General features: G+C 57.2%; 22 protein-coding genes, 1 tRNA gene and 1 pseudogene. 5 read left to right on the top strand and 19 right to left on the bottom strand.

Annotation, left to right across the window (positions count from 1 at the left end):
- Window positions 1–42: 42 nt before the first annotated feature.
- The 17 genes and pseudogenes from ABJD00_RS07480 to ABJD00_RS07400 form a co-directional block, all read right to left on the bottom strand.
- Window positions 43–132, bottom strand: a tRNA-Ser gene (locus ABJD00_RS07480).
- Window positions 133–359: 227 nt separating this feature from the next.
- Window positions 360–1,079, bottom strand: coding sequence for an alanyl-tRNA editing protein (locus ABJD00_RS07475; protein WP_413831559.1), 720 nt, complete (start codon window positions 1,077–1,079; stop codon window positions 360–362).
- Window positions 1,076–3,499, bottom strand: a complete 2,424-nt coding sequence (locus ABJD00_RS07470; protein WP_413831557.1) for a DUF3772 domain-containing protein — start codon at window positions 3,497–3,499, stop codon at window positions 1,076–1,078. The genes ABJD00_RS07475 and ABJD00_RS07470 overlap by 4 nt, the downstream gene beginning before the upstream one ends.
- Window positions 3,499–4,533, bottom strand: coding sequence for a cysteine synthase A (locus tag ABJD00_RS07465; protein ID WP_413831555.1), 1,035 nt, complete (start codon window positions 4,531–4,533; stop codon window positions 3,499–3,501). The genes ABJD00_RS07470 and ABJD00_RS07465 overlap by 1 nt, the downstream gene beginning before the upstream one ends.
- Before the next feature lie 58 nt (window positions 4,534–4,591).
- On the bottom strand, window positions 4,592–5,707 hold the full coding sequence (locus ABJD00_RS07460; protein WP_413831553.1) for an NUDIX domain-containing protein: 1,116 nt from the start codon (window positions 5,705–5,707) through the stop codon (window positions 4,592–4,594).
- Window positions 5,708–5,711: 4 nt separating this feature from the next.
- Window positions 5,712–6,158 (bottom strand): TrgA family protein, encoded by a 447-nt coding sequence (locus ABJD00_RS07455; protein WP_413831551.1) that lies wholly within the window; start codon window positions 6,156–6,158, stop codon window positions 5,712–5,714.
- 20 nt (window positions 6,159–6,178) lie between these two features.
- A complete protein-coding gene (locus ABJD00_RS07450; RefSeq protein ID WP_413831549.1) occupies window positions 6,179–7,387 on the bottom strand; it encodes a class I SAM-dependent methyltransferase in 1,209 nt (402 codons plus the stop codon).
- Window positions 7,388–7,564: 177 nt separating this feature from the next.
- Window positions 7,565–8,962: a cryptochrome/photolyase family protein gene (locus ABJD00_RS07445; protein ID WP_413831589.1), complete on the bottom strand. Its 1,398-nt coding sequence runs from the start codon at window positions 8,960–8,962 to the stop codon at window positions 7,565–7,567.
- A gap of 97 nt (window positions 8,963–9,059) precedes the next feature.
- On the bottom strand, window positions 9,060–10,286 hold the full coding sequence (locus ABJD00_RS07440) for an aminotransferase class V-fold PLP-dependent enzyme (RefSeq protein WP_413831547.1): 1,227 nt from the start codon (window positions 10,284–10,286) through the stop codon (window positions 9,060–9,062).
- 226 nt (window positions 10,287–10,512) lie between these two features.
- Complete coding sequence (locus ABJD00_RS07435; RefSeq protein WP_413831545.1) at window positions 10,513–10,818, bottom strand: hypothetical protein; 306 nt, start codon at window positions 10,816–10,818, stop codon at window positions 10,513–10,515.
- 348 nt (window positions 10,819–11,166) lie between these two features.
- Window positions 11,167–12,861: pseudogene (locus tag ABJD00_RS07430) on the bottom strand (BCCT family transporter).
- 318 nt (window positions 12,862–13,179) lie between these two features.
- Entirely contained in the window at window positions 13,180–13,596 is a 417-nt protein-coding gene (locus tag ABJD00_RS07425; RefSeq protein ID WP_413831543.1) for an HIT family protein, read from the bottom strand.
- 280 nt (window positions 13,597–13,876) lie between these two features.
- A complete protein-coding gene (acuI, locus tag ABJD00_RS07420) occupies window positions 13,877–14,863 on the bottom strand; it encodes an acryloyl-CoA reductase (RefSeq protein WP_413831541.1) in 987 nt (328 codons plus the stop codon).
- A 90-nt stretch (window positions 14,864–14,953) separates the two neighbouring features.
- Window positions 14,954–16,057 (bottom strand): dimethylsulfoniopropionate demethylase, encoded by a 1,104-nt coding sequence (locus tag ABJD00_RS07415; RefSeq protein WP_413831539.1) that lies wholly within the window; start codon window positions 16,055–16,057, stop codon window positions 14,954–14,956.
- The gene (locus ABJD00_RS07410; protein ID WP_413858158.1) at window positions 16,057–16,539 is read right to left on the bottom strand and encodes a DinB family protein; all 483 of its coding nucleotides are present in this window, start codon (window positions 16,537–16,539) and stop codon (window positions 16,057–16,059) included. The genes ABJD00_RS07415 and ABJD00_RS07410 overlap by 1 nt, the downstream gene beginning before the upstream one ends.
- Window positions 16,540–16,562: 23 nt before the next feature.
- Window positions 16,563–17,270: a DUF1326 domain-containing protein gene (locus tag ABJD00_RS07405; RefSeq protein ID WP_413831535.1), complete on the bottom strand. Its 708-nt coding sequence runs from the start codon at window positions 17,268–17,270 to the stop codon at window positions 16,563–16,565.
- 1 nt (window position 17,271) lies between these two features.
- Window positions 17,272–18,060 (bottom strand): DUF2182 domain-containing protein, encoded by a 789-nt coding sequence (locus ABJD00_RS07400; RefSeq protein WP_413831533.1) that lies wholly within the window; start codon window positions 18,058–18,060, stop codon window positions 17,272–17,274.
- A gap of 69 nt (window positions 18,061–18,129) precedes the next feature.
- Here ABJD00_RS07400 and ABJD00_RS07395 point away from each other — a divergent pair, with 69 nt between their 5' ends.
- The 4 genes from ABJD00_RS07395 (at window position 18,130) to ABJD00_RS07380 (ending at window position 21,542) form a co-directional block, all read left to right on the top strand.
- Window positions 18,130–18,885, top strand: a complete 756-nt coding sequence (locus ABJD00_RS07395) for a FadR/GntR family transcriptional regulator (protein WP_413831531.1) — start codon at window positions 18,130–18,132, stop codon at window positions 18,883–18,885.
- Between the two features lie 75 nt (window positions 18,886–18,960).
- Window positions 18,961–20,361: a selenium-binding protein SBP56-related protein gene (locus tag ABJD00_RS07390; RefSeq protein ID WP_413831529.1), complete on the top strand. Its 1,401-nt coding sequence runs from the start codon at window positions 18,961–18,963 to the stop codon at window positions 20,359–20,361.
- A 13-nt stretch (window positions 20,362–20,374) separates the two neighbouring features.
- Window positions 20,375–21,028: a hypothetical protein gene (locus ABJD00_RS07385; RefSeq protein WP_413831527.1), complete on the top strand. Its 654-nt coding sequence runs from the start codon at window positions 20,375–20,377 to the stop codon at window positions 21,026–21,028.
- Window positions 21,029–21,149: 121 nt separating this feature from the next.
- Window positions 21,150–21,542 carry a DUF805 domain-containing protein gene (locus ABJD00_RS07380; protein WP_413831525.1) on the top strand — a complete coding sequence of 131 codons (393 nt, stop codon included), beginning with the start codon at window positions 21,150–21,152 and terminating at the stop codon, window positions 21,540–21,542.
- 9 nt (window positions 21,543–21,551) lie between these two features.
- Here ABJD00_RS07380 and ABJD00_RS07375 read toward each other — a convergent pair whose 3' ends face one another.
- Window positions 21,552–22,358, bottom strand: coding sequence for a nucleotidyltransferase domain-containing protein (locus ABJD00_RS07375; protein WP_413831523.1), 807 nt, complete (start codon window positions 22,356–22,358; stop codon window positions 21,552–21,554).
- Between the two features lie 152 nt (window positions 22,359–22,510).
- Here ABJD00_RS07375 and ABJD00_RS07370 point away from each other — a divergent pair, with 152 nt between their 5' ends.
- Window positions 22,511–22,957, top strand: a complete 447-nt coding sequence (locus ABJD00_RS07370) for a universal stress protein (protein WP_413831521.1) — start codon at window positions 22,511–22,513, stop codon at window positions 22,955–22,957.
- A 106-nt stretch (window positions 22,958–23,063) separates the two neighbouring features.
- Here the strand turns inward: ABJD00_RS07370 and yghX are convergent, their stop codons facing one another.
- Window positions 23,064–23,951: a YghX family hydrolase gene (gene yghX, locus ABJD00_RS07365; RefSeq protein WP_413831519.1), complete on the bottom strand. Its 888-nt coding sequence runs from the start codon at window positions 23,949–23,951 to the stop codon at window positions 23,064–23,066.
- Window positions 23,952–24,051: the final 100 nt, after the last annotated feature.

Raw genomic sequence — 24,051 nt, 5'->3', positions numbered from 1 at the left:
ACGGAAAAAAAATCAATAGAAAAAACATATTGCGGGGGTATCTGGCGGACAGACAGGGATTCGAACCCTGGAGACGGTCTCCCGCCTACACACTTTCCAGGCGTGCGCCTTCGACCACTCGGCCACCTGTCCGTGCGGGCGGTTTACCCAATTCTGCCACCCGAACGCAAGCGGGTTGACGAAAGAATATTTGCGTTGCGTTCATTTGTTGACAGCGGGTAGCCGTATTGGAAACGACCATAAACGTAATTTGCGACTGAACCCGCCTTTATTACAGGGCAACCCACGAACCGCCCTGCATTCTAACGCACTTCTGGGAATACCACCGTCATCTCAAGGGCCGTCCCCTACTCCAATGGTTAGCCGTTCAGATGCAGATAGATGCGGCGGTTCATCCGCCCCTTCTTTTCGATCTTACCGATGCGCAGAGGGCCGATTTCACCTGTGCTGGTCACGTGCGTTCCGCCGCACGGTTGCAAGTCGATGGTGTCGGTGCCGTCGCCGATCCGGACCAGCCTGATTTGTCCGGCGTCACGCGGAGGTTGCACGGACAGCGTTTTAACCATCCCAGGATTGGCTTCAAGTTCCGCTGAGGTGATCCATTCCTCGCTGACGCCCAGATCGGCGCTTACGTGCGCGTTCAGCGTCGCCTCAAGGGCCGCGCGGTCTTCTGGCGCGTCTGCCATATCGAAATCCAGTCGGCTGCGCTCTGCCCCTATTGAACCGCCCGTGACTCCGAACGGGACCACAACCGACAGCAGATGAAGAGCGGTGTGCATCCGCATGTGTCCATAACGACGCTTCCAGTCGACTGCTTGTTCGACCACGGAGCCAACTTGGGGCAATGCGCGCGGTTCGGCGGGCACAAGGATGATGGTCTCGCCCTCACCCTTGATTGCCGTGGCTATTGCCATGCTTTCGTCATCCCAATGCAGCACCCCATTGTCGCCAGGTTGGCCACCACCGGTTGGATAAAAATTGCTTTGATCCAGCACAATGCCACCCTCGGACGTATGCGCCAGCACCCGAGCCTCGGCACGTCGCAGATAGGCGTCTTCACGAAAAAGGGCTTTCGTCATCTCCCTTCTCCATCGCCGTCACCGTCACCGTCAACATCTGGGTCAAACTCGGGTACTGGGGTGGCCGCTGGCGGTTCCTGAGCGGCAGGCGCTGAAGGGGTGCTTTTGGTGTCCGTTTTCAACGCCTCTGGGTTGCGCAGCCATACGTCCCTTTGAGCAAAGGGAATTTCGATCTCTTCTTCGGTAAACCGCGCTGCAATCTGGTGATTGACCTCGCTCTTCACGACGAGCATCCAGTTCACGTCTCGCAAGATCATACGGATTTCGAAATCAAGACTGTCCGCCCCGAACCCTGCAAAGACAATCGCGGGGGGCGGGTTCATCAGTGCCATTGGATGTGCTTCGGCGATTTCGCGCAAGATGGCTTCGACACGGCGGGTATCCGTGCCATAGGCCACGCCCACTGGTATGATAACGCGGCCCACGGTGTTGCCGCGCGTAAAGTTGGTCACTGTTCCCGAAATCAGATCAGCATTCGGGACAATCACATCGGTGCGGTCAAAGGTCTCGATCCGGGTCGAACGCACTGAAATCGAGCGGACATAACCCATCTGCCCGCCCACTTCGATCCAGTCGCCTTCTGAGATAGGACGCTCGATCAGCAGGATAATCCCAGAGACGAAATTGCTGACGATGGTCTGCAAACCAAAGCCGATGCCGACCGACAACGCGCCCGCGACAATCGCAAGGTTCGACAAATCCATACCAGCAGACGTGATGGCCACAAGACCGGCAAGGAATATCCCAACATATCCCAGCCCCGAGACAATCGCGACTTGTCCGCCCGGATCAATCCGAGTCTTGGGCAGCACGGCCACCTTGAGCGCATTTTGCGTCGCTCTTGTGATCGCGTAGCCCAAGCCAAAGACGATGATCAAAGTGAAAAAGCTGGCCGGGGAAATGGTTATGCCGCCAACGGTCAGTCCGCCACGCACCCTCGTCCACATTTCGGACATGTCCGTCACCCGAGCGCCCCAGATCAGCGGCAAAACAAGCAAGGCGGCAAGCACAAGGACAAAGCTGCTGAGTGTCGGGATCAGGCTGTCATCGATGCTATCTTTTCCGGAGACGGCCCTGAAAATATCATAAACAAGTACCTGCAAAAGTCGGACTGTTCCGAAGAGGTACAATGTGACGATGGTGGGATAGATCAGGTACTCGGCCGCGTTTCCATATCCAAAAGTTGCCAAGGCCGGGGCGACAACCCCTACAACAATCAGGACCTGTCCAAGCCACACGACAAACCGCAGGTATAAATCTCGATCTGCCGCGATATCTTCTTCGCCGATGTTGCGGCGCGCTTGACGCATGATCCAGCCCATCCGCATCAACAGCAGGCTTGCCACTAAGGTAAGTGGATAGTGCAGGACGGCATCAGTCGCACGGCTATAGCGATCGAACTGTGACAGCTCCAAAAGCAGGACGTATAACGCGAGCATTCCGCCCATTGCCAGCACATAAAGCCTTGCCTCGGCGCGCCGTCTGGGCGTCAGACCGCCCGGCCCGCTGCGATGAAAATCGTCACGCGGAAACACCCGACCCACCAGCCAAAGCGTGAAAAAGAGCACAAAACCAACGGCCTCTAATGTATCCAGCAGTGACTGGCCCCGCGCTGCAAATAAGCCCGTTGCTCCGGCACCGCGTACAATCGCCCACAAGCCCAGCATCGGCAGAATGATCTGGCCAAGGGAGACAACAAAATCAGCAATTTGCGCTGTTGCGCGGTTGTCATCGCGTAGCAACCGCTGTGCCAGCCATTCCGACCAACGACGCGCCCGAGCCAGAAGAATGGCTCCAAGCGTTATCAAAAAGAGCACGAGTGGCAGGTTATCGCGGGCTTGTTCCCGCCGTGATGGGGTTCCCCATGACTGCTGGGCGCCCGCTACCGCCGCAAGTGCGCTGTGGCGCAGTTGGCGAATGGCATCTGCCCAGTGTGCCGGATTGATCGGCCATGGGCCTGCATCCAGCAGGGCGTTGGCTTGACGGTCACGGATAATCTGGTCGATTTCAGAAATTATTCCATTGGTGCGACTAAACGCTTCTTCGGCGATGCGACGTGGCGTGGTGAGCCGCTCAATTTGGGCGTTCAGCTCCGCGCGCCGGTTCGCGATTTCTTCGGCCTCGGTCTCGCCCTCTTCCGGGGATGGACCCAACGCTTCCACTTGTTCCTGCAAAGTAGCGATACGGTTGTCATTGCTGTTTAACTGGCCTTGGAACTCTTGGCGCCAATCCACGATTTCGGCGCGCAGATCTTCCAATACCTGATTTGAAGCTTCGGCATTCTCAACAGCTTCTTCTGCGCGCTCGGCAACGGTCTGCCACGCGGCGTAATCTGGCGCTGTGTCTTGTGCAGCACCGATGCCGACCCAAATCAGAAAAGCGAACGCAGCAACAGCTGCGCGCACCGCGCTCCGTGCCATCATACGTCCTCAAACACGCCGGGGATGCTGGCAGGCGCACGATCCAGCCAATCCGGAACGGGCAGTCCCTTTTCCTTAAGGAATTCGGGGTTGAACAGTTTGGACTGATAACGTGTTCCATAGTCACACAGGATCGTCACAATGGTGTGTCCGGGCCCCAGATCCCGTGCAAGACGCATCGCACCTGCCACGTTCACCCCTGTCGATGCTCCCATGACCAACCCTTCGTGTTGCAGTAGGTCAAACACGATTGGCAGCGCTTCGGCGTCCGAAACATTGTAACAGAAATCTGGTTTGAACCCTTCGAGGTTCTTGGTGATGCGCACCTGCCCAATCCCTTCGGCGATGGAACCACCCTGCATTGAGATCTCTCCGGTGGTGTAGTAGCTAAACAAGCCCGCACCGTCCGGATCGGCCAGTCCGATTTTTACCCCCTTGGGTTGGAGCACCTCGGCAACGCCCGCAAGCGTACCTCCCGACCCGCAGGCGCAGATGAAACCGTCGACTTTTCCATCTGTTTGTTCCCATATTTCGGGTGCCGTGCTGTCGATGTGCGCTTGCTTGTTCGCCACATTGTCAAACTGGTTTGCCCAGATCGCTCCATTCGGTTCTGTTTTGGCAAGTTCGGCCGCCAAACGCCCGGAATAACGCACAAAATTGTTGGGGTTGCGATAGGGTGCTGCTGGCACCTGGATAAGCTCCGCACCCGCAAGGCGCAACATATCCTTCTTTTCCTGACTTTGGGTTTCAGGGATGACGATCACCGTCTTGAACCCCATTGAGGCCCCGACCACGGCCAAGCCAATCCCGGTGTTTCCCGCCGTGCCTTCGACGATGGTTCCCCCGGGGCGCAACTCTCCGCTCGCGACAGCGTTTTTAATGATCGACAGCGCAGCACGGTCCTTGACCGACTGGCCCGGGTTCATGAATTCGGCCTTGCCCAGAATTGTGCAGCCAGTCAACTCGCTGGCCTTGCGTAGCTTGATAAGAGGGGTGTTTCCAACGGCGGCGGCCAGATCAGGGGCAAAGCGCATGGCGGCGATCCTTTCGGGTGGTGTTACTTTATTGGTGTAGCGGGCGCGCCCTACGACCTCAACCCGCAGCGTGTGCGCGCAAGCGATCACGATGCCGGGCCAACCAGTACGTCAACATTGTTAGCGGGACATTGCCCGTTCGGCCCTCTTCGGCCATGTCCAAAAGTGCCTCGAACGGCATGACATGAGCGCGGATGTTTTCACCCTCTTCGGTTTCACCGCCGACTCGAGCTTGCGTACTGGGCAAATCACACAAGCCGACGAACATATGAAAGTACTCGGTCGTCGCGCCGGGAGAGGCATAGTAGTCACCCACGGCCTCCAGATGCTGCAGTTCCAACCCAGCTTCTTCGCGCGCCTCGCGCCGGGCGGTGTCACCGGGCATTTCGCCGGGATCAATGAGCCCAGCGACCGGTTCCATCTGCCAAGCCACAGGGTCATGGCGCCCTATCGGGCCCATACGAACTTGCTCCACCAGCAAAACGCGATCGCGCACCGGGTCGTATGGCAACACAAGGGCTGCGTCACTGGAGACGAAAACGGACCGGTCGAGAACGTCCGACATTTCGCCGTCAAACGTCTCATGCCGCAGTCTTAGTTCATCGAAACCAAAGAAACCGGTATGGGCACGCCACCGTTTGATCATATCGACACGGCCGTTCAGCACCCCTGCCCCATGGCGCTCGGACTGGGCAAGAACCCGGCTCCACGCCCGTTTTCGAATCTGAGGAAAGCGCGCCGTGATCACTTCCGGGGACAAGTTGCCAAACCCATCCATGACTTCCTCCGCCGCGGCGACACTCATAGCGGCCCATTGCTTCGCCCACCCGTCAAAGTCCCAAGGGGTGTCTGTGGCACGTACATCCGGGGTTGGCATATAGACGTCGGCGCGGCTGCCGTCGGCCAGCGCGTAGTCTTGGATATCGTAGTCAAACCCCGCCTCATAAAAGTTAAGGCGCGCGATGTCCGGTTCTGTCAGTCCCTTGACTTTGAGGCCGTGCACCTCGTCTCCGTTCGATTTGATGAGCACAGGGAAAGGGCCGTCTTGTGCTGCCAATACGGTGTGGTCGGGCAACACCCCTTCGGCGTAGTCCAGGTGTTCAGACCCACGCCCCAATACGCATTCCAACAGCGGCAGATGGCGCATCGTGCCGTAAAAAAATAGGGTTTTCATGGACCTATCGCCAGGTTCGCCAAGCGTATTCGGTCATCAGTCCCACGATCATTCCACCGATCAGAAGGGTGGACCAGATCGGGATGGTCGCCATCTCAATCGCCCAATCGGCCCCAATTTCAAAAATGTCGACGAGGGCCTCGAATGCGTTGTCATACCGGTTCTTCATCGCAATGCGGGTCATTTCGTTGCAGGACTGAATGAACAGACACCAGAACACCAACACCACGGGTGCGGTCAGGCCAACATTTATTGCGGAAACAGTACCGCGCCCGGCGCGGCTGCCAATGACTGTCCAACCCACAATGACGCCAACTACGACGTTCACGTGCACGAACCAGCCAAAGTTTGTGTCTTCTTCGAAAATGGGCAGCCCCATAACCATGAAAGACACAATGAAGCCCAGCACCCCCATGCCACCGGCTGCCATTAATCGGGCTGCGTCAGGCATCGTACATTTCCTTCATATTTCTACCCGGGTCGTTTAATCGTGATCTGCGTTACGTCACAGTTGGCACTTTCAAACGTCGCAGCACAAGACGTCAGGTAAAAATTCCACATTCTGCGGAACCGGTCGTCAAAGCCCATTTCGGCAATCTGGTCCCATTTGTCGTTGAACGTTTCGTGCCATCGGCGCAACGTGATGTTGTAGCTTTCGCCAAACTCCACAGAGCGTTCGATGCCCAAACCGGCCTTTGATATCTGCGCACGCAGGGCTTTGGGGCTGGGCAACATGCCACCGGGAAATATGTACTTCTGTATAAAATCTACACCCCGCTGGTAGACGTCCCATCGGTTGTCTTGGACGGTGATGATCTGCAAAGTGGCGTTCTTGCCGGGTTTCAAACGCTCGCGCACGGTGTCGAAATAGACGGGCCAATATTTCTGTCCTACAGCCTCGAACATTTCGATGCTCGCGATCCCGTCATAAAGACCCACTTCATCCCGGTAGTCTTGCAGCTTGAACTCAACCAAGTCCGAAAGCCCAGCTTTTTCAATGCGATCCTGCGCATACTTAAACTGCTCTTCGCTGATTGTGAGCCCCGTCACCTTCAACCCACGTTCTCGTGCGGCGTATTCGGCGAACCCACCCCAGCCACAGCCAATCTCAAGGATATGGTCACCGGGTTGTGCGCCCATCTGATCCACCATGCTGGCGTATTTGGCGATTTGGGCGGCTTCGTGGTTTTCCTGACCTGTTTTGAACAGAGCGCTGGAATAGGTCATCGTGTCGTCCAGCCATAACCCGTAAAAGTCATTGCCCAGATCATAATGATAGCTGATGTTTTTACGCGCCTGATCGCGGTGATTGCGCTGCAACCAAAATCGGAACTTTTCGAACTGGCGCACAAGGCCAAGGCCCGGAAACCCATCATAAATCGCTTCGTTGTCCGCGTGGACCCAGTCCATAAAGGCTTGCAGGTCGGGCGTAGACCACCATTCATCAAGGTAGGCGTCGCAAAACCCCAGATCCCCCTCGCGGATCAGGCGCGCAAAGAGATCATTGTTATGGATATGCACCTCGGCGACATGGCCCGGCTTGTGCCCTTCGGCGCGAAAGCGGCGTCCGTCTGGCAGCACGAAATCGATGCGGCCCGTATTCAGATCCTTTAACATCGCAAAGGCGCGGGCAAAGTAGCGTGGCAGGTTTTGCTCGCCATCGGTGGTGGTCTTGATCATGCGCTCTCCCGTTCGCAATTATTGCACGCTAGCCAGACAGGATGTTTCGCGCAACTGATTGATGGCGCGTATTGCATAAAGGCACGTGTTTGTAGGTGATTAACTGGTCCAGTTGCCTGCGTGTCAGGCGCGTTTTTCTGGATCAATCGCGAGACGTGTGGTGGGTACGCAGACACCTCAGAACCCTTTGTTCTCATAAGCGCCGAGCGCGCGCTTGCGCCCTTCGTCCGCTGGCACAATCGGATTGGGATAAGTGTCGCTGGCCGACATGCCCCAACTGCGCGGTATCGCGTCGAAATAGCTAAGCGCATCTTTGTGCGGCTTGCTGCGCCCTTCGGCAATCCATCGCGACACATAGTCCCTGTTGCGATCGAACTTGTCGAGTTGCGTCACCGGGTTGAACACACGGAAATAGGGCGTCGCGTCCGGCCCCGAACCTGCAGACCATTGCCAACCCATCGCATTGCTGGCCGGATCCCAGTCGATCAGGCAGTCCTCGAACCACTTTTGACCTATCTTCCAATGGGTAAGCAGGTGTTTGGTCAGGTAGCTTGCCACGATCATGCGGCCCCGGTTGTGCATCCGGCCGGTCACGTACATTTCGCGCAAAGAAGCATCGACAAACTGGATACCTGTGCGCCCTCGCGTCCATGCCGTCACTTCGGTGCTGTGCGCATCCGTGTTCCAAGGAAAAGCGTCCCAGTCTTGTTTCCAGTTCTGATCCAGAATGCGGGGTGTGTGATGCATCAGATGATAGGCAAATTCGCGCCAGACCAATTCTTTCAGAAATGTCTCTGCCCCGGCTTTGCCCTCATGCAGCGCACGCAAGCCTGAATGCCAGCATTGGTGCGGACTGATCTCTCCCAAGGCGAGGTTTTCGGACAAACCAGACGTGCCGTCTGTAGCGGGCAAATCGCGACCCTGATCGTAGTGCGCGACCTTTTCGTCGATAAACGTGCCCAGACGGGATTGCGCAGCACCTTCGCCAAGACGGACATGAGAGCACACGATATCTGCCCCACGCTGCATCTCTGCGCCCAACGCCCATTCGGCGATGTCGTCGCTGTGCGGCCAAGTGTCAGGAGCCGGAATATGTGCTGGCGTAGGCAGTGGTACGTCCACGTCGCGGCCTTTCACCGATCTCCACATCGGGGTGTAGACTTTGTAGTATCCGCCGATCTTCGTCTCGACCGTCCAGGGTTCGAACAACAGATGCCCGCCAAAGCTGCGCGTGTCGATGCCTTGCTTCTTGAGAGTTGCCTTTACTTCGGTGTCGCGCGTCACCGCGTCCGGATCATAGAGGCGCGACCAGAAAACGGATTTAGCGCCGGTCTCCTTGATCAGCTCTTGCAAGACATCTTTTGCGTTGCCGGTGCGCATTATCAGCCGGCTGCCCTTACCGGCCAGCGTTTCGGCCAGATGCGCAACCCCAAGACCCCAGCGCCATTTTGGCGCAGCGCCCAGATCGGTGACGGACCTATCGCGGATCACCACCGGTATGACTGGCGCGCCAGCGGCACAAGCCGCCGTCAATGCCGCATGATCGCTCATGCGTAAATCGCGGCGAAACCACATGATAATGGGGGGCGTGCTCACTGCCTGTTATCCTTTTGTTTACAGGACTTACGTAGCGCGTCGTGGCCTGGATCAACACGCGGTGCAGAAAGTCGCCTCACAAAACCGTTTCGAGGGCGCCCAGCAGCTGATCCACCTCTTGATCATTGGTGTAATGGGTAAAGCTGAGGCGCAACACGCCTCTGGTCGGGTCCACTCCCATCGCCTCTAGCGCACGACCCGCATAGAAATCCCCGCCCCCCGCCATGATTCCATGATCCGCCAATTGGGCAGCCACAGCGACCGGATCGCGCCCTAGATCCAATGCAACGGTGGGGGCACGCACGTCGGCATCTGTCGGACCAAGGACCCGCAAATCGTTGCGCTCTTTCAACGCATCCAAAACGCGAGCCAATGCTGTGACTTCGCGCGCGCGCATCAGATCATGCACCACCTGTCCGCGGGTGCCCGCGTCGCCTGTCTCGTCCGGAATGTGATGGGCATAAAGCGCATCGACATAGTCGGCCATCCCCGCGCAAGCCGCGACTTGCGCATGATCAGGACCTGCGGGCGTAAACCGTTTATAGAGGCTGTCAGCGTTGAAATGGTGCCCCTGATTGGGGAGCAGTTCCCCAAGCGTTCTGCGGATGACCATCAAACCCTGATGCGGCCCGTAGGTCTTGTAGGCGGAAAACAGGTAGATGTCTGGACCCAGCGCACCGACATCAGGAAATCCGTGCGGGGCATAGGATACGCCGTCCACACAAACAAATGCACCCGCCGCATGTGCCAGTGCAGTGATTTCGGTGACCGGGTTTATCTCTCCGACCACGTTCGAACAGTGTGGAAAACAGACAAGACGTACTGACTCGTCCAGCATGTGCTCGAGCGCACCCGGATCCAGATGGCCTGTGGCAGGGTCGACTTTCCACTCGCGGACTTCGATTCCGCGCTCGGTCAAACGACGCCATGGACCTGTGTTGGCCTCGTGATCCTGGTTGGTCACAACAATCGCCTCGCCGGGACGCAACATTTGTCCGAACGCCTGCGCGAGGACGTAGGTGTTTTGGGTTGTTGACGGGCCAAAGCTTAACTCATCCCCTTCGACCCCGAGGATGGCTGACATGCGCGTGCGGGCTTCGTCCATCTCTTCGCCACCAAGGCGCGAGGCGTTGTAGTCTGAATAGGGCTGCACTTTGCGTTGCGTGTAAAAGCGCGTCAGTCGGTCGATGACCTGTGAGCACGCATAGCTGCCCCCGGCATTTTCAAAAAAAGCCTGACCCTGCAAAGAGGGTTCTGCGAACGCCGGAAACTGCGCGCGAACAAAGTCGAGATCGAGAGACATTCAAAACAGCCTTTACCTGAGTTGGGCCAAGACTATGGAAACACGCGCAGACCGCAAGACGTTGCGTGTATACTTGTGCGCGGAAACGTTACGTCGTCGATAAATCAAACGCCGTTGGGGCGAGATCGAGACACCTGCCGCCAATGGCAGGAAAATGCGGTATGGCCCCTTGGGCCAAAACCCGGGCGCCCCCTGACGGGAGCGCTTGGTTCATAAGTGCGTCGCGTTAGCGGAAGACGCCGACAAGATACTCAGGTTCAACTGCGATACTGGCGGTCTGAGTAAATGTCAGGCTTGAAGCCTCGGCACGCGACACGAAAGTCGGCTGTGTATAGACCTGAAAGGCACAGGAGGCTGCCGGCCCGGTGCTTGCATAGATCAGCGCCCAAGTGTTTGCTGTGCCCGCCGGGCTGGGTGTGTAGACGCAACCGTTGCTCAGGGTCATGTTGGAATTGCTATCCAAATAGTTTGGTCCGGCGCTGGCCGCCGACGCTGCGATGCAGAGGCTTGCCGTGATCATTAGTGAGCGCATTTTGCGTCTCCCATTCAGTGGTTGAACTGTTGTATTGAGATCAAGCTAGCCACGGACTTGGGTCACATATTGGCCCAATTGCGATAACACTGGGGCAGATTAAATTTTAAGCAATTTGAACGAATTAGACGATTATTCTACATTTACGGGAGTATTTAAACTTCCCGCAGGGCGTGTCAAAACAGACGCTGCCGTATTCTGAACACGATCGATGAGGCACAACCTGAGCATGCAGAGCCCTCTGATCCGCATTCATCTTGAAGCCGTATCTTTGCAACGAAAAAGGGCCCCAACCGCGATAGTTGGGACCCTTTTGTTTTTCATACGCCGCGCGGGCGCGATTTGGCGTTACTCTGCCGGAGACAGTCCGTTGCCGGTGGCTCCTTCGATCTCAGAGTGAACCGAAGGCACACCAGCCGCTTCGCGACGGCTGTCGTTAAACACCGCCTTAATCAGCGAGATGCACATCAAGACCATCACCACCGAGAACGGCAGCGCACCGATGACCATAGCTGTCTGAATGGCACTGGTGCCCCCCGAGATCAGCAATCCTGCTACAACCAGACCCAGAGCAGCGCCCCAGAAAAGGATATGTGGACGCGCCTTTGGCCCCTCGTCACCAGCTGCGTTGATCGTGTTTACGATCAGAACAGCGGAGTCGGCCGAAGTCACAAGGAAGGTCATCAGCAAGATCACGATCAGCATCGCCATTCCCCACGCCAGAGCCTGAGCAATTGGTGCCAGCATGAATTCGGTCATGGCAAAGATCTTGTCGCCGTTGCCCGCATCAAAGATCACGCCATTTGCGCCACCGTTGAGTTCCAGGTCGATCGCTGTGCCACCGGCCCATGCGAACCAGACAAAGCACATGATCGATGGGACGATCATCGCGCCCAACACAAATTCGCGGATTGTCCGACCGCGCGAGATACGCGCAAGGAATAGCCCGACGAAAGGTGCGAATGCGATCCACCATGCCCAGTAGAACACTGGCCACCAGCCCTGCCACTGTGTCAGCAAGAAACTCTCAGAACCCTCGACGCCGTCTGATGACCAGACATTGAAGCTCATCTGTGGCAGCGCAATCAGGTAGTCCCAGATGCCCACAATGAACGCTGTGGCGCCAAAGAAGGTGGCGCCGAAAATGATAAAGAAGCCAAGCAGAACAATGGACAACACCATATTGATGTTGGACAGCCACTTGATGCCTTTGCCCACACCAGAAAGAGCCGAAATGGTCGAGGCCCCCATGATGACACACAACGCCACGATGATACCTGTCATGTTGGCGTTGTTTTCAGCGTCCACAAGACCGCCGATACCGATCCGGGTCAGACCCGCGACGAACTGATCCACACCAAAGCCCAGCGTTTGCGCCACCCCGAGGATGGTCGCAACGACGGCAACGATATCGATGATGTGACCAAGAACGCCCGACAATGATTTGCCGAACAGAGGCGTCATCGCCGACCGGATGGTCAGCGGCAGTCCGCGACGGTAGCTGAAGAAGGCCAATGACAGGCCCGCGACGGCGTAGCATGCCCAGGCACCCAGACCCCAATGCAAGAAAGACTACTTGTAGGCCATGCGCACGTTGTCCGCGGCACCCCCTGTGGTGATGCCCTGAATGGTTTCGGGGTTCGAGCCAAAGTGCGCAACCGGTTCAGCCACCGCCCACGTCAGCATACCAACGCCGATTCCGGCGCCAAACATCATCGAAAACCAAGAGAAATTCGAGAATTCAGGTCCCTCGCCCGGCTGGCCCAAGTTGAGCTTGCCCGCGGCCGGCCACAACGCGAGGCCAAAACACACGATAATAAAGAAGGCGACGACCCAGATGTACCATGCAGCAAAGTTCGACAGAATTACACTATTGAGCCCTCCAAGCACCCGGCCTGATTGTGTGGGCCAGAAGATGCACCACACCACGAGGATGCTGATTATGATTTTACTTATGACTGTGACGTTGACGCTAAAACCGCGATAAAAACCGACATCCGCGGTTTTGATCGGCAGCTCCGTCAGCGGAGGCTTAATTGCCATGTTTCTCTCTCCCTGTATGTCACTACTGTGACGGCAGTACACCACGGCACTCGGATTTCGCGAAACGTTAGTGCGCGCCAAATGGGTCGCTATGGGCTCCAAATCGGCATTTTTCGACCGATACTGAAATTTAGCCCAAATTCTTCAGATTTTGGTTCGTCAATTGGATTTCCTGCTCCGAAGAGCGTGGATAAGGTTTTGTGCGGTTGCGGTGGTTTGTGTCGTTCACAACCAGCACTTAGTAGATCCGCCCAGACAAAAATACGTTGTGTGCGTAGATGAAGCAAAGCGTGCAATAGCGGCACACGTTTCACGTTTTCACAACTGAGCACTGATCCGTTGGGCGTGCTGCTTGATGGCATCCATATCGCCCATCTGTCCGGCGGGGCGCATCGGCACACCTGAATGGCGCGGATGGATGTGAAAATGCAGATGGAACACCTCTTGCCCACCTGCGGCTTCATTGAACTGCTGCAAGGTGATCCCTTCAGCGTCAAAAGCACCCTTGGCCGCATTGGACACCTTTTTTACTGTCGCCATGACGGCGGCCAGTTGTTCGTCACTTGCATCCAGCACATTGCGACATGGCGTCTTGGGGATCACCAAACAGTGCCCGTCGGTGCGCGGCATGATGTCCATGAAACACAACGTTTCGTCATCCTCATACACTTTGAAGGATGGGATTTCGCCACGCAGGATTTTGGCAAAGATATTCTGGTCGTCATAGGCGGTCATGGCAATGTCTCTTGTCTTTTGTGCAGGTGACGTTGCCGGCAGGTTATCGGGCGCGCGTTAAGATGCCCAGTGTTTAGGTTGCGCCGATACTGTCTTTGTAAAGGTGCAGATGTGATTTTGGCGCCGGGTCCGTCCAACCCGGAAAACCTGCCACATCCGCTGTAGCTCGAGCATCGAACAAGCACGCAACGGCCCTCGTCGTACCCCCAATTTCGCATGTATTAAAAAAGAGCTACGCTAATCGGGCCAGCCTACTTAAGGCTGACCCACTGCTTCAGCCTTAGGCGTTGAGGTCAACGACCACACGGCCTTTGACTTGGCCTTTTAGGATGTCAGAGCCGAGTTGCGGCAAGTCCGAAAGCGTGGCGAGCTGGATCATCGCCTCAAGTTTGTCCATCGGCAGATCCGTGGCGACACGCTCCCATGCCCGCACCCGGTTGTCGTAGGGTTGCATCACGGAGTCGATTCCCAACAGGTTCACACCGCGCAGCAGGAAAGGAATGACTGTTGCCGGCAGTCCGGCACCGCCAGCAAGGCCGACTGCGGCGACGCTTGCGCCATACTCCATTTGTCCCAAGACACGGGCCAGCATTGCGCCGCCAACAGCATCGACGCAGCCGCCCCACGTCTCGCCCTCAAGCGGGCGCTTGGTGGTTTCGTTGATCTCTTCACGGGCCACGATTTGGCTGGCGCCCAAGGACGTCAGATAGTCAGCAGTTTCAGGCCGCCCCGTCACACCAGCAACCTTGTAGCCGAGATTGGCGAGAATGGCCGTCGCCACGGATCCAACGCCACCAGCCGCACCTGTGACCAGCACCGGACCAGCCTTGATACCATGATCTTCCAGCGCCATGACAGCCAGCATGGCCGTGAACCCGGCAGTGCCAACGGCCATCGCTTGACGCGTGTCGAGGCCACTCGGCAGCGGTACCAGCCAGTCGGCCTTCACTCGCGCCTTTTGTGAATATCCACCCCAATGGGCCTCACCCACACGCCATCCGGTCAGCACGACCTTGTCACCGGGGGCATAGCGGTCGTCGTCGGAGGCCTCCACGGTGCCGGCAAAGTCGATGCCTGGCACATGCGGATATTTACGCACCAGACCGCCACCGGGACCAATGCACAGCCCGTCTTTGTAGTTGACGGTGGAGTACTCGACCGCGACGGTCACCTCACCGGTGGGCAGATCATCCAGACCCAACTGCGCGACCGAAGCGGATGTCTTTCCGCTTTCTTCGTCCTTATTCACCACCAGTGCATTAAACATATCGTTCTCCATGTGCGTGCGGACCTGTGATCCGAACTTCTTTTGACTAAACATACCGCGAGGTCATGGGCGACGCCCAAGTCCCGCTGGTCACAACCAGAATGACTCCTGAACCATCGCGCGGCGCATACCATCCGGAGTTTCAACTTCCAACGGTGTGCCGGGATCCCAGTGGGTCATGCGGACCATACCAATGGACACATTGGTGCTGAAATCCGGCGACCAGGCGGCACTTGTCACCTGCCCCACGCGGCGGCCGCCTGCAAAGATGGGCCAAGGGCGATCACATGGACCAACAGCGTCTCCATCGATCGAGATTGGTCGGATTTCCTGTACCGGACCTTCCTTGGTCACGCGCAACAGTGCATCGCGTCCGATACAACCAATGGCCGTCTGGGTGTCGCAAAACCGGCCCAGTCCACATTCATGCGGCGTGTTGTCGTCGGTCATGTCATTGCCATAAGATAAAAGGCCCGCCTCGATGCGCTCGATCCCGTTGGGACACCCGGCGCGGACGTTCAGGTCTTCGCCCGCTTCGAACAGCGCATTCCATAGCGGCATGCCGATCTCTGTACCGTCCACATAAATCTCGAAACCACCCTGTTTGGAATAGCCCGAGCGCGCGATGGCAAGGTCCTTGTCCATGAACTGGAACATGTCGAACTTGAAGAACCGGATGTCGCGAATACGGTCGCCAAAGACGCGTGCCATCAGATCATCGGCTTTGGGCCCTTGAATCGCGAGCGGAGAGACATCGGGTTCGTCCACAAGCACGTCAAGGCGATAGCCATTGGCGATCCCCTTGACCCAGAGTAGCAGGTCAGAATCCGCGATCGATATCCACCAGCGGTCCTCGCTGAGCTTTACGGCCACCGGATCGTTCAGCATGCCCCCTGTCTCATCCACGATGGGCACGTAGTAACACTGGCCGGGCAACATGCGGCGCAAATCGCGCGGAGTTAGCATCTGCATCAGGCGACCCGCATCCGGGCCGCGCAGTTCAACCTGACGTTCGACGGCCACATCCCAGACCTGCACGTGGTCTTTAAGGTGCCGGTAGTCAGCCTCAACACTCTCAAATACCGTGGGCAAGAGCATGCGATTGTAAACGGTGTAGGCTTTTACACCGGCGGCTTCGACGCCGTCAGAAAACGGAGTGCGGCGCAGGCGGCGCGATGGGGAAATGACTGCCATCATTCATCCTCTGGCATAAAGATAATGTCACTGACCGGAGCCTTGAGTCCGGCGGCTGTCATCATCGCATGGACCTGCCCGCGGTGATGGGTTTGATGGTTGAACATATGCGCCACACAGACTTCAAGTGGTTGCTTCATGCTCCGCTCTAAGGTGCCGGAATACCAAGACAAACGACGCTTCATGTCCAGTGTGCGCAACGTGTCGGCCCACATCCGAATTGCCCCATCCATCCGAAAGCGTTCAGCGGTCCACACCCCAAAAGTTGGTGTGTATTCAAGATGGGACGGACCGTTCGGATCCGGTGCCGGAATACGATCGTGAAACCGGCTCATCCAGATGGTGTCGGCCCATAGGATATGGTTGAGCGTTGCCATAATAGATCCGAAAAAGGAACCTCGATCCGCATAAAGAGTATCATCGTCCACCTCCGTCAGGACTTGCGTCAACTGACGGTTCTGCCACGCATTGTAGCGGGCCATGGTCCGGACATACTCCGCCTCGATCAAGGTTTGGGGCCTTTCCAATCAATCGGGCAAATCTCGGCCGATTTTCCACCAAAGTCCCAGATACGGCCATAGTCACGCACTTTGGATTTGGTGCCCCGTGCGGCGATGATATCCGGGCCCATCCAGTATTTGTTGTTGGTCAGCATGACGGGATGATCCGGGCTGGCCCCCTCAATCATCTCGATTTCGCCTTGGATCTTGCGCCCGATATACAGCCCGCGCTTTTTCCCGTCTCGCACGATTTCGACCTTTTCGCGCTCGGCCCCCACGATGTCACTGACCAGCATGGTGAAAAGGCCTGTTGTGCCGCCTGCAACACCTGAAAAAATCTGCAGGATGCCGTTATAGGCCTTACCGCTTGCGCGTTCGTCGACATAGGCTGCGACCTTCCAGCCGCCCTCGGCCATCAGTCCCGGGATCTCGACCATCAGACCGACATTCAGCCCCGCCAGATCTTCGCCCTCAAAGTGGCCTTCGTCGATGGCAATCGCCATCCATGCATAACAGTGCCCTTCTGTAGGCGGGTGTTTTCCAAGGCTGACAACGCATGGGCAAAACACAGTGCATGAACAGTTCATGAACAATTCGCCCTTGATCGCCCACTCGGTGGGTGTCATCTGTCGACGGCCCGGATTGGGCATGCGGCTGTCGATCCGCTGGCTGATGGGCAGCCTGTCCGCATTGGGGCGTTTTTTCACAGCCATCTCATAGTCCTCCGATGTAGGGCCACGCCAACACGGCCAGCCCGGCGGCGATCAGGATCGCCCCCATTGGTTTCGTCACAGCATGCCCGATCTGGGGCAGTTTTTCGAGTACCATGAACAGAGTGGCGAGGCCCATCCAGGCCAGCGACATCACCCCCCCCACAAACCCAAGCGCCATAAAGCCCCAGCAGCAGCCCACACAGAACGCCCCAAGGCCAAGACCCATGCGCAAGCCGCCCCAGAGTCCGGTTTTCCAGTGTCCCATGAAATACATCATGGGGCTGTGGCACACGCCATGGCAGATTTCCTTGGCGCGGGTGAACTGGAAGGCGCCCACGGACACCAGCAGCAGCCCGGCAAACACATTGGTCTTGGCGATGCCCAGCATGTCGATCACGCCGCCATAAAGCAGACCCAGCTGCACGCTTGAGATAATTGCAGCAAACCCAACCCAGACAATGAGGTAGCCCGCAATGACACCCAGCCACCCGGATCGCGTGCCGTTTGCCGACACCATTAGGCGCTCATAACTCTGCAAGGTTGGCACCAGCGTCGGCAACATCATCGCCGCCATCATGATCGCCCACATCCAGAACAGCGGGCCAAAATTCGCCATCGGCATGTACATCGGCATACGCGGGTCCATCGCGGCCATCCGCGCGCCCATTTCGCCAGGACGGCCCAGCAGGTCGACATCCATGTCCGCGGACATCGAATACATGACCCACCATGACGCAAGAATTGCGCCGAAAAAGCCCAGCCACAGGGTTGAGCGAACAAGATGCGACATATGCCCTCCCTGACATTGGCCGACTCAAAGCTTGCCAGATTAAATGTCAGACATTAATATGTATGACAAATGAAAATTGATCCCAATTCATCCAAAGACCTACCAGCCCAGATCGCCACCGCCATCCGCGATGCCATAGTTGCGGGGGATTTGATCGTAGATCAGCGCCTTCCGTCTGAAGCTGAACTGGCCGATCAATTCGATGTGTCCCGCCCAACAGTGCGCGAAGCACTGAAGCGTCTGGCCGCTCAATCCCTGATCCGCACCCAACGTGGGGCAACCGGCGGCGCCTTCGTCAATCGGCTGCGCTACGCCGAGGCGTATACACAACAGGTCACAACCTCGACCCTTCTTTTGTCTATGAACGCGGTCAGCTTTGATGTGGCCTGTGAGGCCCGGTATGCGTTGGAGCGTGCCTGCGCGCCAATGTCCGCACAGCGGCGCACGCCCGATCAACTGGCCACTATGCGCGCCGAAATCCATCGCCAGTCCCAGCCAGATTTGTCTGACGAGGCGTTTTGCGCCTCAGACGTTACGTTTCACCGGGCTTTGGTCGATGGGGCTGGCAACAAAGTGCTCAGCTATCAACTGGCCGGTGCGGTCGAGGCGATGCAGCCCCTGATGAACATGATCACGTTTTCCGCCCGGTCGCGCGAAGCCATCGTGGCTCTGCACACCGAACTGGCTGACGCGTTGACGCACAAAGACGCCGCGCGTACCGACCAAACACTTGTCAAACTAGAAGCCTATACTCGGGAACTGGCACAAAACGTGGCCGATGCCCGTGCAAGAAAGGCCGCAGAAAAGGAGAGCACGACCGCCTGAAGTCCCCCGACGCGTCGTCAAGAACGCCAGCGGGCCTAAGGCACTGATACTCACCATAACGTCAGGGAGGACGATATGAATTTAAGACCAGATCCAACATTTTACCCCTCACCCAAGATGGCCATGGAGGCCCCGGTCGAAAAGCTCGGCTTTACACTGATGCTGAGCCCGGATTTTTCCAAACCTGATGGTGTCGCTGTCGTGGACTTAGACCCGACCTCCGACACTTACGGCGAGATTGTGAATTCTGTCTATGTTCCGAACCTTGGTGATGAATTCCACCACTTTGGCTGGAACGCCTGTTCATCTTCTCTGTCTCCCCTTACGGGTCACGCGTTTTTAGAACGCCGCTATCTGATCATCCCGGGTATCCGTTCGTCCCGCATCTACATCATTGATGTCAAAGACCCGATGGACATGAAAATCCACAAAACCATCGAAGCCGATGAGTTGATGGCCAAGACGGGCTATTCCCGCCCCCACACCATCCACTGCGGACCCGAAGGCATCTATGTCTCGACCCTAGGTGGCGGTGGCGAGGACGGCACGGATGGACCTCCCGGCATCTTCATCATGGATTGCCAGACCTTCGAGATCCAAGGCCGGTACGAGATGGACCGTGGTATTCAGGACAAGCACTATGACTTCTGGTGGAACCTGCCGCGCGACTACATGGTCAGCTCTGAATGGGGCCTGCCTCCGCAGTTCGAGAACGGCATCGTTGCCGAAGATCTGCTGTCCAACAAGTATGGCCATACGATCCACTTCTGGGATTTGCGCGCGCGCAAAGTCGCCAAGTCCATTGATCTGGGCGAAAACCACCAGATGGCCTTGGAAATCCGCCCTGCTCATGACCCGATCAAGGAATACGGGTTCTGCGGCGTGGTGGTCGACACCACGAACCTGCAAGGTGCGATCTTCACGTGGTGGAAGGATGACAACGGAGAATGGCAGGCGAAAAAGACCATAACCATTGATCCTGTCCCTGCGGATGCGGACGATTTGCCTGAGTTGTTGAAAGGCTTTGGCGCGTGCCCACCTCTGGTCACCGACATCGACCTGAGCATGGACGACAAGTACCTGTATGTCGCCTGCTGGGGCTTGGGTGAAATGCACCAGTACGACGTATCTGATCCGATGAACCCTGTCCTTGCGGGCAAGGTTGATGTTGGCGGCATCGTCAAAAAGACCAAGCATCCCAACGGCAAGCCTTTTGTTTACGGGCCGCAAATGGTCGAGATCAGCCGAGATGGCAAACGGGTCTATTGGACCAACTCGCTGTATTCGACATGGGACGATCAATTCTACCCGGATGACGAAGGTGGACAGATGGTCATGGCACATGTGGGTGAAAACGGTGGCCTGACACTGGCGGAGGATTTCTATGTGGACTTCCCAGAAGGCTATCGCAGCCACCAGATCCGGCTGGAGGGTGGCGACTGTTCGACGGATAGTTTCTGCTATCCTTCAGTCTAAGATGGGGGCCTGAATGGACCTCACGACCGCGGCGGGCCTCTGGCTCGCCGTGATCCTTTCTGGCCTGTATCACGGCCTCAACCCTGGCATGGGCTGGCCGTTGGCCGTGTCGTCGGCGCTTTTTGAGCGTCGGCGTAGCGCACTGTGGCCTGCTCTTGGGGCGCTGTCCGTCGGGCATTTCGCGGCTATGCTGGGCATTCTTTTGCCGTTCTCGATGATGACGCTGTTGATCGACTACCAGCGCGAAATCCGCATCGGTGCGGGGATCATCGTGATTGCAATGGGCCTCTACCTTGCCATCACCCGCAGCCACCCGCGATTCTTGGCCCGCATCCCGCCGCATCGCCTCGCGCTGTGGTCTTTCCTTGTGGCACTGGCCCACGGAGCAGCGTTGATGCTCGTACCGATCTATCTAGGCCTCTGCGCGCTGGACGAGCTGGATGCAGGCCACCGCGCTGCCTCAGCGCTCATGGCCACCACAGCCCTTGCCCTTGGGGTCGCCGTTTTGCACACAGTCGCGATGATCAGCTCCGGGGGAGCTCTGGCTTATGCCGTGCACCGCTGGCTGGGTCTGCAATTCCTGTCGCGCAGCTGGTTCGATCTGGAACTGGTCTGGGCGCTCAGCCTTGTTGTGGTGGGTGTCGTCGGGGTCTGGACGGCATTATGAGTCGGCGCCGAACCTGTCGATACAAGTCAAAACGCTTGAGCAAAAAAACAGAACACATAAACTGATCAAAGCGTTTGTCTGCACGGGCGAAAAAGTGCGCATTATTCAAAGGATGAGAACAATGGGATTTCAAGACGCGGTCAAAAAGTGTTTGTCAAACTACGCCAACTTCGGTGGACGCGCGGCGCGCTCTGAATTTTGGTGGTTTGCATTGTTCGTTTTTCTCGGGAACTTCGTTCTGTCTTTGGTCGACAGCCTGCTGTTCGGTACCACCCTGGACGGCCAACAATATTCGGTCCTCGGAGGCCTGTTTTCACTTGGCATGTTGATCCCCTCGATCGCTGCCGGCGTGCGCCGGCTTCACGATCTGGACAAGTCAGGCTGGTGGTATTTGTTGATTTTCATTCCAATTATCGGGGCGCTCGTCCTGCTGTTCTTTTTCGTTCAAAAGGGGACCGATGGGGGCAATCGTTTTGGCACGGACCCATTGTCCGGAGACGGCGCGCTGACGTAAGGCTGCAGATCAGTCGCGATCATAGGGGCATTCAATGCTCAGAGTTTTGCCCAAGCGGGCCCACGTTACCTCTTCAAACCGCTCGGGCCACTCCATCCCCAACGCCTGCGCACGCATCCGGGCCCGTGGCAGGAAAGCCGCCGCATAGGCAAGATGTGCCGCGATCATGCTGTCTCGGTCCGGTACGGGTGCTGGCATCCCGGTTAACACTGCCTTCTGTTCATCCGTGATCAGCCGGTTCAGATGCAAAATGCCACCACGATTTGGGGCAGAGGTTTCCTCGATCATCAACTCTACCAGTGCAGCACGCAGATGGAACACGCCCAACACACCGTTGATGTACTCCGCGCGGCCCACAGCGAGATGCAACAGGCCGAGGATCCGAATGAACTCTTCGATCTGATATCTGAGCTTTTTGGCATTGGGCTGCGCAGGGCTGGGCGCCTTGGCCAATGTGCGGTGCAGTTCCTTGTGATCGAACAACGGTTTTAACCCTGCTTGGGTCTGGTGCCCCATCTGGTCCGGCTTCAGAATGATGACATCGGTGCGCGTCCAATCGGCGGTGATTGCATTGATCAGCACGGGGACAGTGGTGCGATCCCACCACAGCACAATTTCCCCCGTCTGCGCGACGGCGTCACGCCAAAGGGCGGACACAGCGTCCGTCGCACCAGCTTCCGCCACCATGACAAAGTCGATGTCACTGTAGGTATCTGCCAGCCCGGTGGCATGGCTGCCGCTCAGAAACATCGCTTGGATGCCGCCTGTATGCTCAAGTGCGGTCGAAATCGTGGCGATGGTGCGCTGGTGATCCATAGGTTGCTCTTTGCTTTTCCAGTTGGCGGGGGCTGAGATTCGACCGGTATGCGTGCGTGCCGGCGCAGCCTCAGGGCGTTGATCCACATCAAGGCGCCCCGCCTGTCCCATCCCTAATGTTGTAGCCCAATCGAAGCAGAGGAGGAACGGAGATGTTTAAAACAATCGTGGTCGGGCTGGATGGATCGGAACCCGCACAGCATGCATTGCGTCTGGCCTGTGACATGGCCGGAAAATACGGCGCAGCTCTGCACCTTGTGCACACACCCCAACCGCAGACCGTTGCCTTTGCGATGGGTGCCGTGGCCGGCTATCACGCTGCCACCACCATGCCCTCTCCGGATGAAGTTCAGGCGGCCGGCGATAAGATTCTCGCTGACGGCGCGCAGGTTGCCGCCGATGCTGGCCAAAGAGTGGCCGGAACCCTTCAAAAACTGGGCGATCCAGCAGATGTGATGATCGAATATGCCAATGAATGTAACGCCGATCTGATCGTGACCGGACGACGCGGGCTGGGGTCCGTCGGAGCTCTGGTACAAGGCAGCACGACACAGCGAGTTAACCACCTAGCGCAATGTGCGTGCCTTTCGGTGGTCTGAACAACTCTTTGGTCGCGCGATTTTTGCGCGACCAAAGAGTTTTCAAAGACGTCAAAGCTGCTGACAGAGTGCTCCAGCAGCAGTCACGCCGGGCTGGTTCAAACGGTCAGGTGAGGTACGTCTCGAAATGCTTCAGGGTCCGCTCCCACGCCAGAGCTGCGGCGTCAGGGTCATAACGCGGCGTTGTATCATTGTGGAACCCATGCGGCGCATCCGCGTAGATGTGCGCCTCGTAGGTCTTGCCTTCAGCTTTCAAAGCCGCCTCAAACTCTGGCCAGCCAGCATTGATGGGCTCGTCCAACTCTCCGTAGTGCAAGAGCAGTGGCGCCTGAATGTTCGGGACATCCTCAGAGGCTGCTTGGCGACCGTAAAACGGTACAGATGCGGCCATGTCAGGATAAGCAACCGCCAACGCATTGCACACACCACCGCCGTAACAGAAGCCCACGGCGCCAACTTTCCCTGTCGAACCTTCGTGGGTGGTCAGGAACTCGTAGGCCGCAAAGAAATCCTGCAACAACTTAGTGCGATCGAGTGAACGCTGCATCTCGCGCCCTTCATCGTCTGTGCCGGGATAACCGCCCAAAGGGGACAGACCGTCTGGGCCAAAGGCGAGGTAACCAGCCTTGGCCGTGCGGCGTACTACGTCTTCGATATAGGGGTTCAAACCACGGTTTTCGTGGATCACAAGGACGGCAGGTAACTTACCTGTGGCACCAGCGGGTTTGGCCATCAGTCCTTCGATGGCACCATGACCATCCGGGCTGTCGTATGTTATGCGCATCGTCTCGATGCTGGGATCATCCGGGGATACCTGTTCAGCCAATGCGTAGTTGGGTTGCAGGCTTTCCAGAACCGCCGTCGCTGATACGCCGGCGGCGAGATACTTGCCCGCTCCGCGCAGAAAATCGCGCTTACTCATGTCGCCGTGCACATAGCCGTCGAACAGTTTGAGGATATTGGGATCGAAGTCTTTGGCAGTCATGCGTGTCATCGCGTTCTCTCCAAAAGGTTGCGTACCTTAACATCGAGATCAGAGATCACTGTCGGCCAAGCTCGGTTGCCTGATGGGGGTGAGCGCGCTAGCTAACAAA

Source organism: Tateyamaria sp., assembly GCF_039945315.1.
GTDB lineage: Bacteria > Pseudomonadota > Alphaproteobacteria > Rhodobacterales > Rhodobacteraceae > Tateyamaria.
Note: the sequence above shows the minus strand (reverse complement) of the source record. Positions and strands in the feature narration are given on the sequence as shown.

Excerpts from the sequence above, each read along its gene's own strand:
- ABJD00_RS07465 (WP_413831555.1), bottom strand. The coding sequence starts at position 4,533 with ATGCGCTTTGCCCCTGATCTGGCCGCCGCCGTTGGAAACACCCCTCTT.
- ABJD00_RS07410 (WP_413858158.1), bottom strand. The coding sequence starts at position 16,539 with ATGGCCCGCTACAATGCGTGGCAGAACCGTCAGTTGACGCAAGTCCTG.
- ABJD00_RS07395 (WP_413831531.1), top strand. The coding sequence starts at position 18,130 with ATGAAAATTGATCCCAATTCATCCAAAGACCTACCAGCCCAGATCGCC.
- yghX (WP_413831519.1), bottom strand. The coding sequence starts at position 23,951 with ATGACACGCATGACTGCCAAAGACTTCGATCCCAATATCCTCAAACTG.
- ABJD00_RS07390 (WP_413831529.1), top strand. The coding sequence starts at position 18,961 with ATGAATTTAAGACCAGATCCAACATTTTACCCCTCACCCAAGATGGCC.
- ABJD00_RS07450 (WP_413831549.1), bottom strand. The coding sequence starts at position 7,387 with ATGATCAAGACCACCACCGATGGCGAGCAAAACCTGCCACGCTACTTT.
- ABJD00_RS07460 (WP_413831553.1), bottom strand. The coding sequence starts at position 5,707 with ATGAAAACCCTATTTTTTTACGGCACGATGCGCCATCTGCCGCTGTTG.
- ABJD00_RS07385 (WP_413831527.1), top strand. The coding sequence starts at position 20,375 with ATGGACCTCACGACCGCGGCGGGCCTCTGGCTCGCCGTGATCCTTTCT.
- ABJD00_RS07380 (WP_413831525.1), top strand. The coding sequence starts at position 21,150 with ATGGGATTTCAAGACGCGGTCAAAAAGTGTTTGTCAAACTACGCCAAC.
- ABJD00_RS07455 (WP_413831551.1), bottom strand. The coding sequence starts at position 6,158 with ATGCCTGACGCAGCCCGATTAATGGCAGCCGGTGGCATGGGGGTGCTG.
- ABJD00_RS07375 (WP_413831523.1), bottom strand. The coding sequence starts at position 22,358 with ATGGATCACCAGCGCACCATCGCCACGATTTCGACCGCACTTGAGCAT.
- ABJD00_RS07400 (WP_413831533.1), bottom strand. The coding sequence starts at position 18,060 with ATGTCGCATCTTGTTCGCTCAACCCTGTGGCTGGGCTTTTTCGGCGCA.
- ABJD00_RS07475 (WP_413831559.1), bottom strand. The coding sequence starts at position 1,079 with ATGACGAAAGCCCTTTTTCGTGAAGACGCCTATCTGCGACGTGCCGAG.
- acuI (WP_413831541.1), bottom strand. The coding sequence starts at position 14,863 with ATGTTTAATGCACTGGTGGTGAATAAGGACGAAGAAAGCGGAAAGACA.
- ABJD00_RS07405 (WP_413831535.1), bottom strand. The coding sequence starts at position 17,270 with ATGGCTGTGAAAAAACGCCCCAATGCGGACAGGCTGCCCATCAGCCAG.
- ABJD00_RS07470 (WP_413831557.1), bottom strand. The coding sequence starts at position 3,499 with ATGGCACGGAGCGCGGTGCGCGCAGCTGTTGCTGCGTTCGCTTTTCTG.
- ABJD00_RS07445 (WP_413831589.1), bottom strand. The coding sequence starts at position 8,962 with ATGTGGTTTCGCCGCGATTTACGCATGAGCGATCATGCGGCATTGACG.
- ABJD00_RS07370 (WP_413831521.1), top strand. The coding sequence starts at position 22,511 with ATGTTTAAAACAATCGTGGTCGGGCTGGATGGATCGGAACCCGCACAG.
- ABJD00_RS07415 (WP_413831539.1), bottom strand. The coding sequence starts at position 16,057 with ATGGCAGTCATTTCCCCATCGCGCCGCCTGCGCCGCACTCCGTTTTCT.
- ABJD00_RS07435 (WP_413831545.1), bottom strand. The coding sequence starts at position 10,818 with ATGCGCTCACTAATGATCACGGCAAGCCTCTGCATCGCAGCGTCGGCG.
- ABJD00_RS07425 (WP_413831543.1), bottom strand. The coding sequence starts at position 13,596 with ATGACCGCCTATGACGACCAGAATATCTTTGCCAAAATCCTGCGTGGC.
- ABJD00_RS07440 (WP_413831547.1), bottom strand. The coding sequence starts at position 10,286 with ATGTCTCTCGATCTCGACTTTGTTCGCGCGCAGTTTCCGGCGTTCGCA.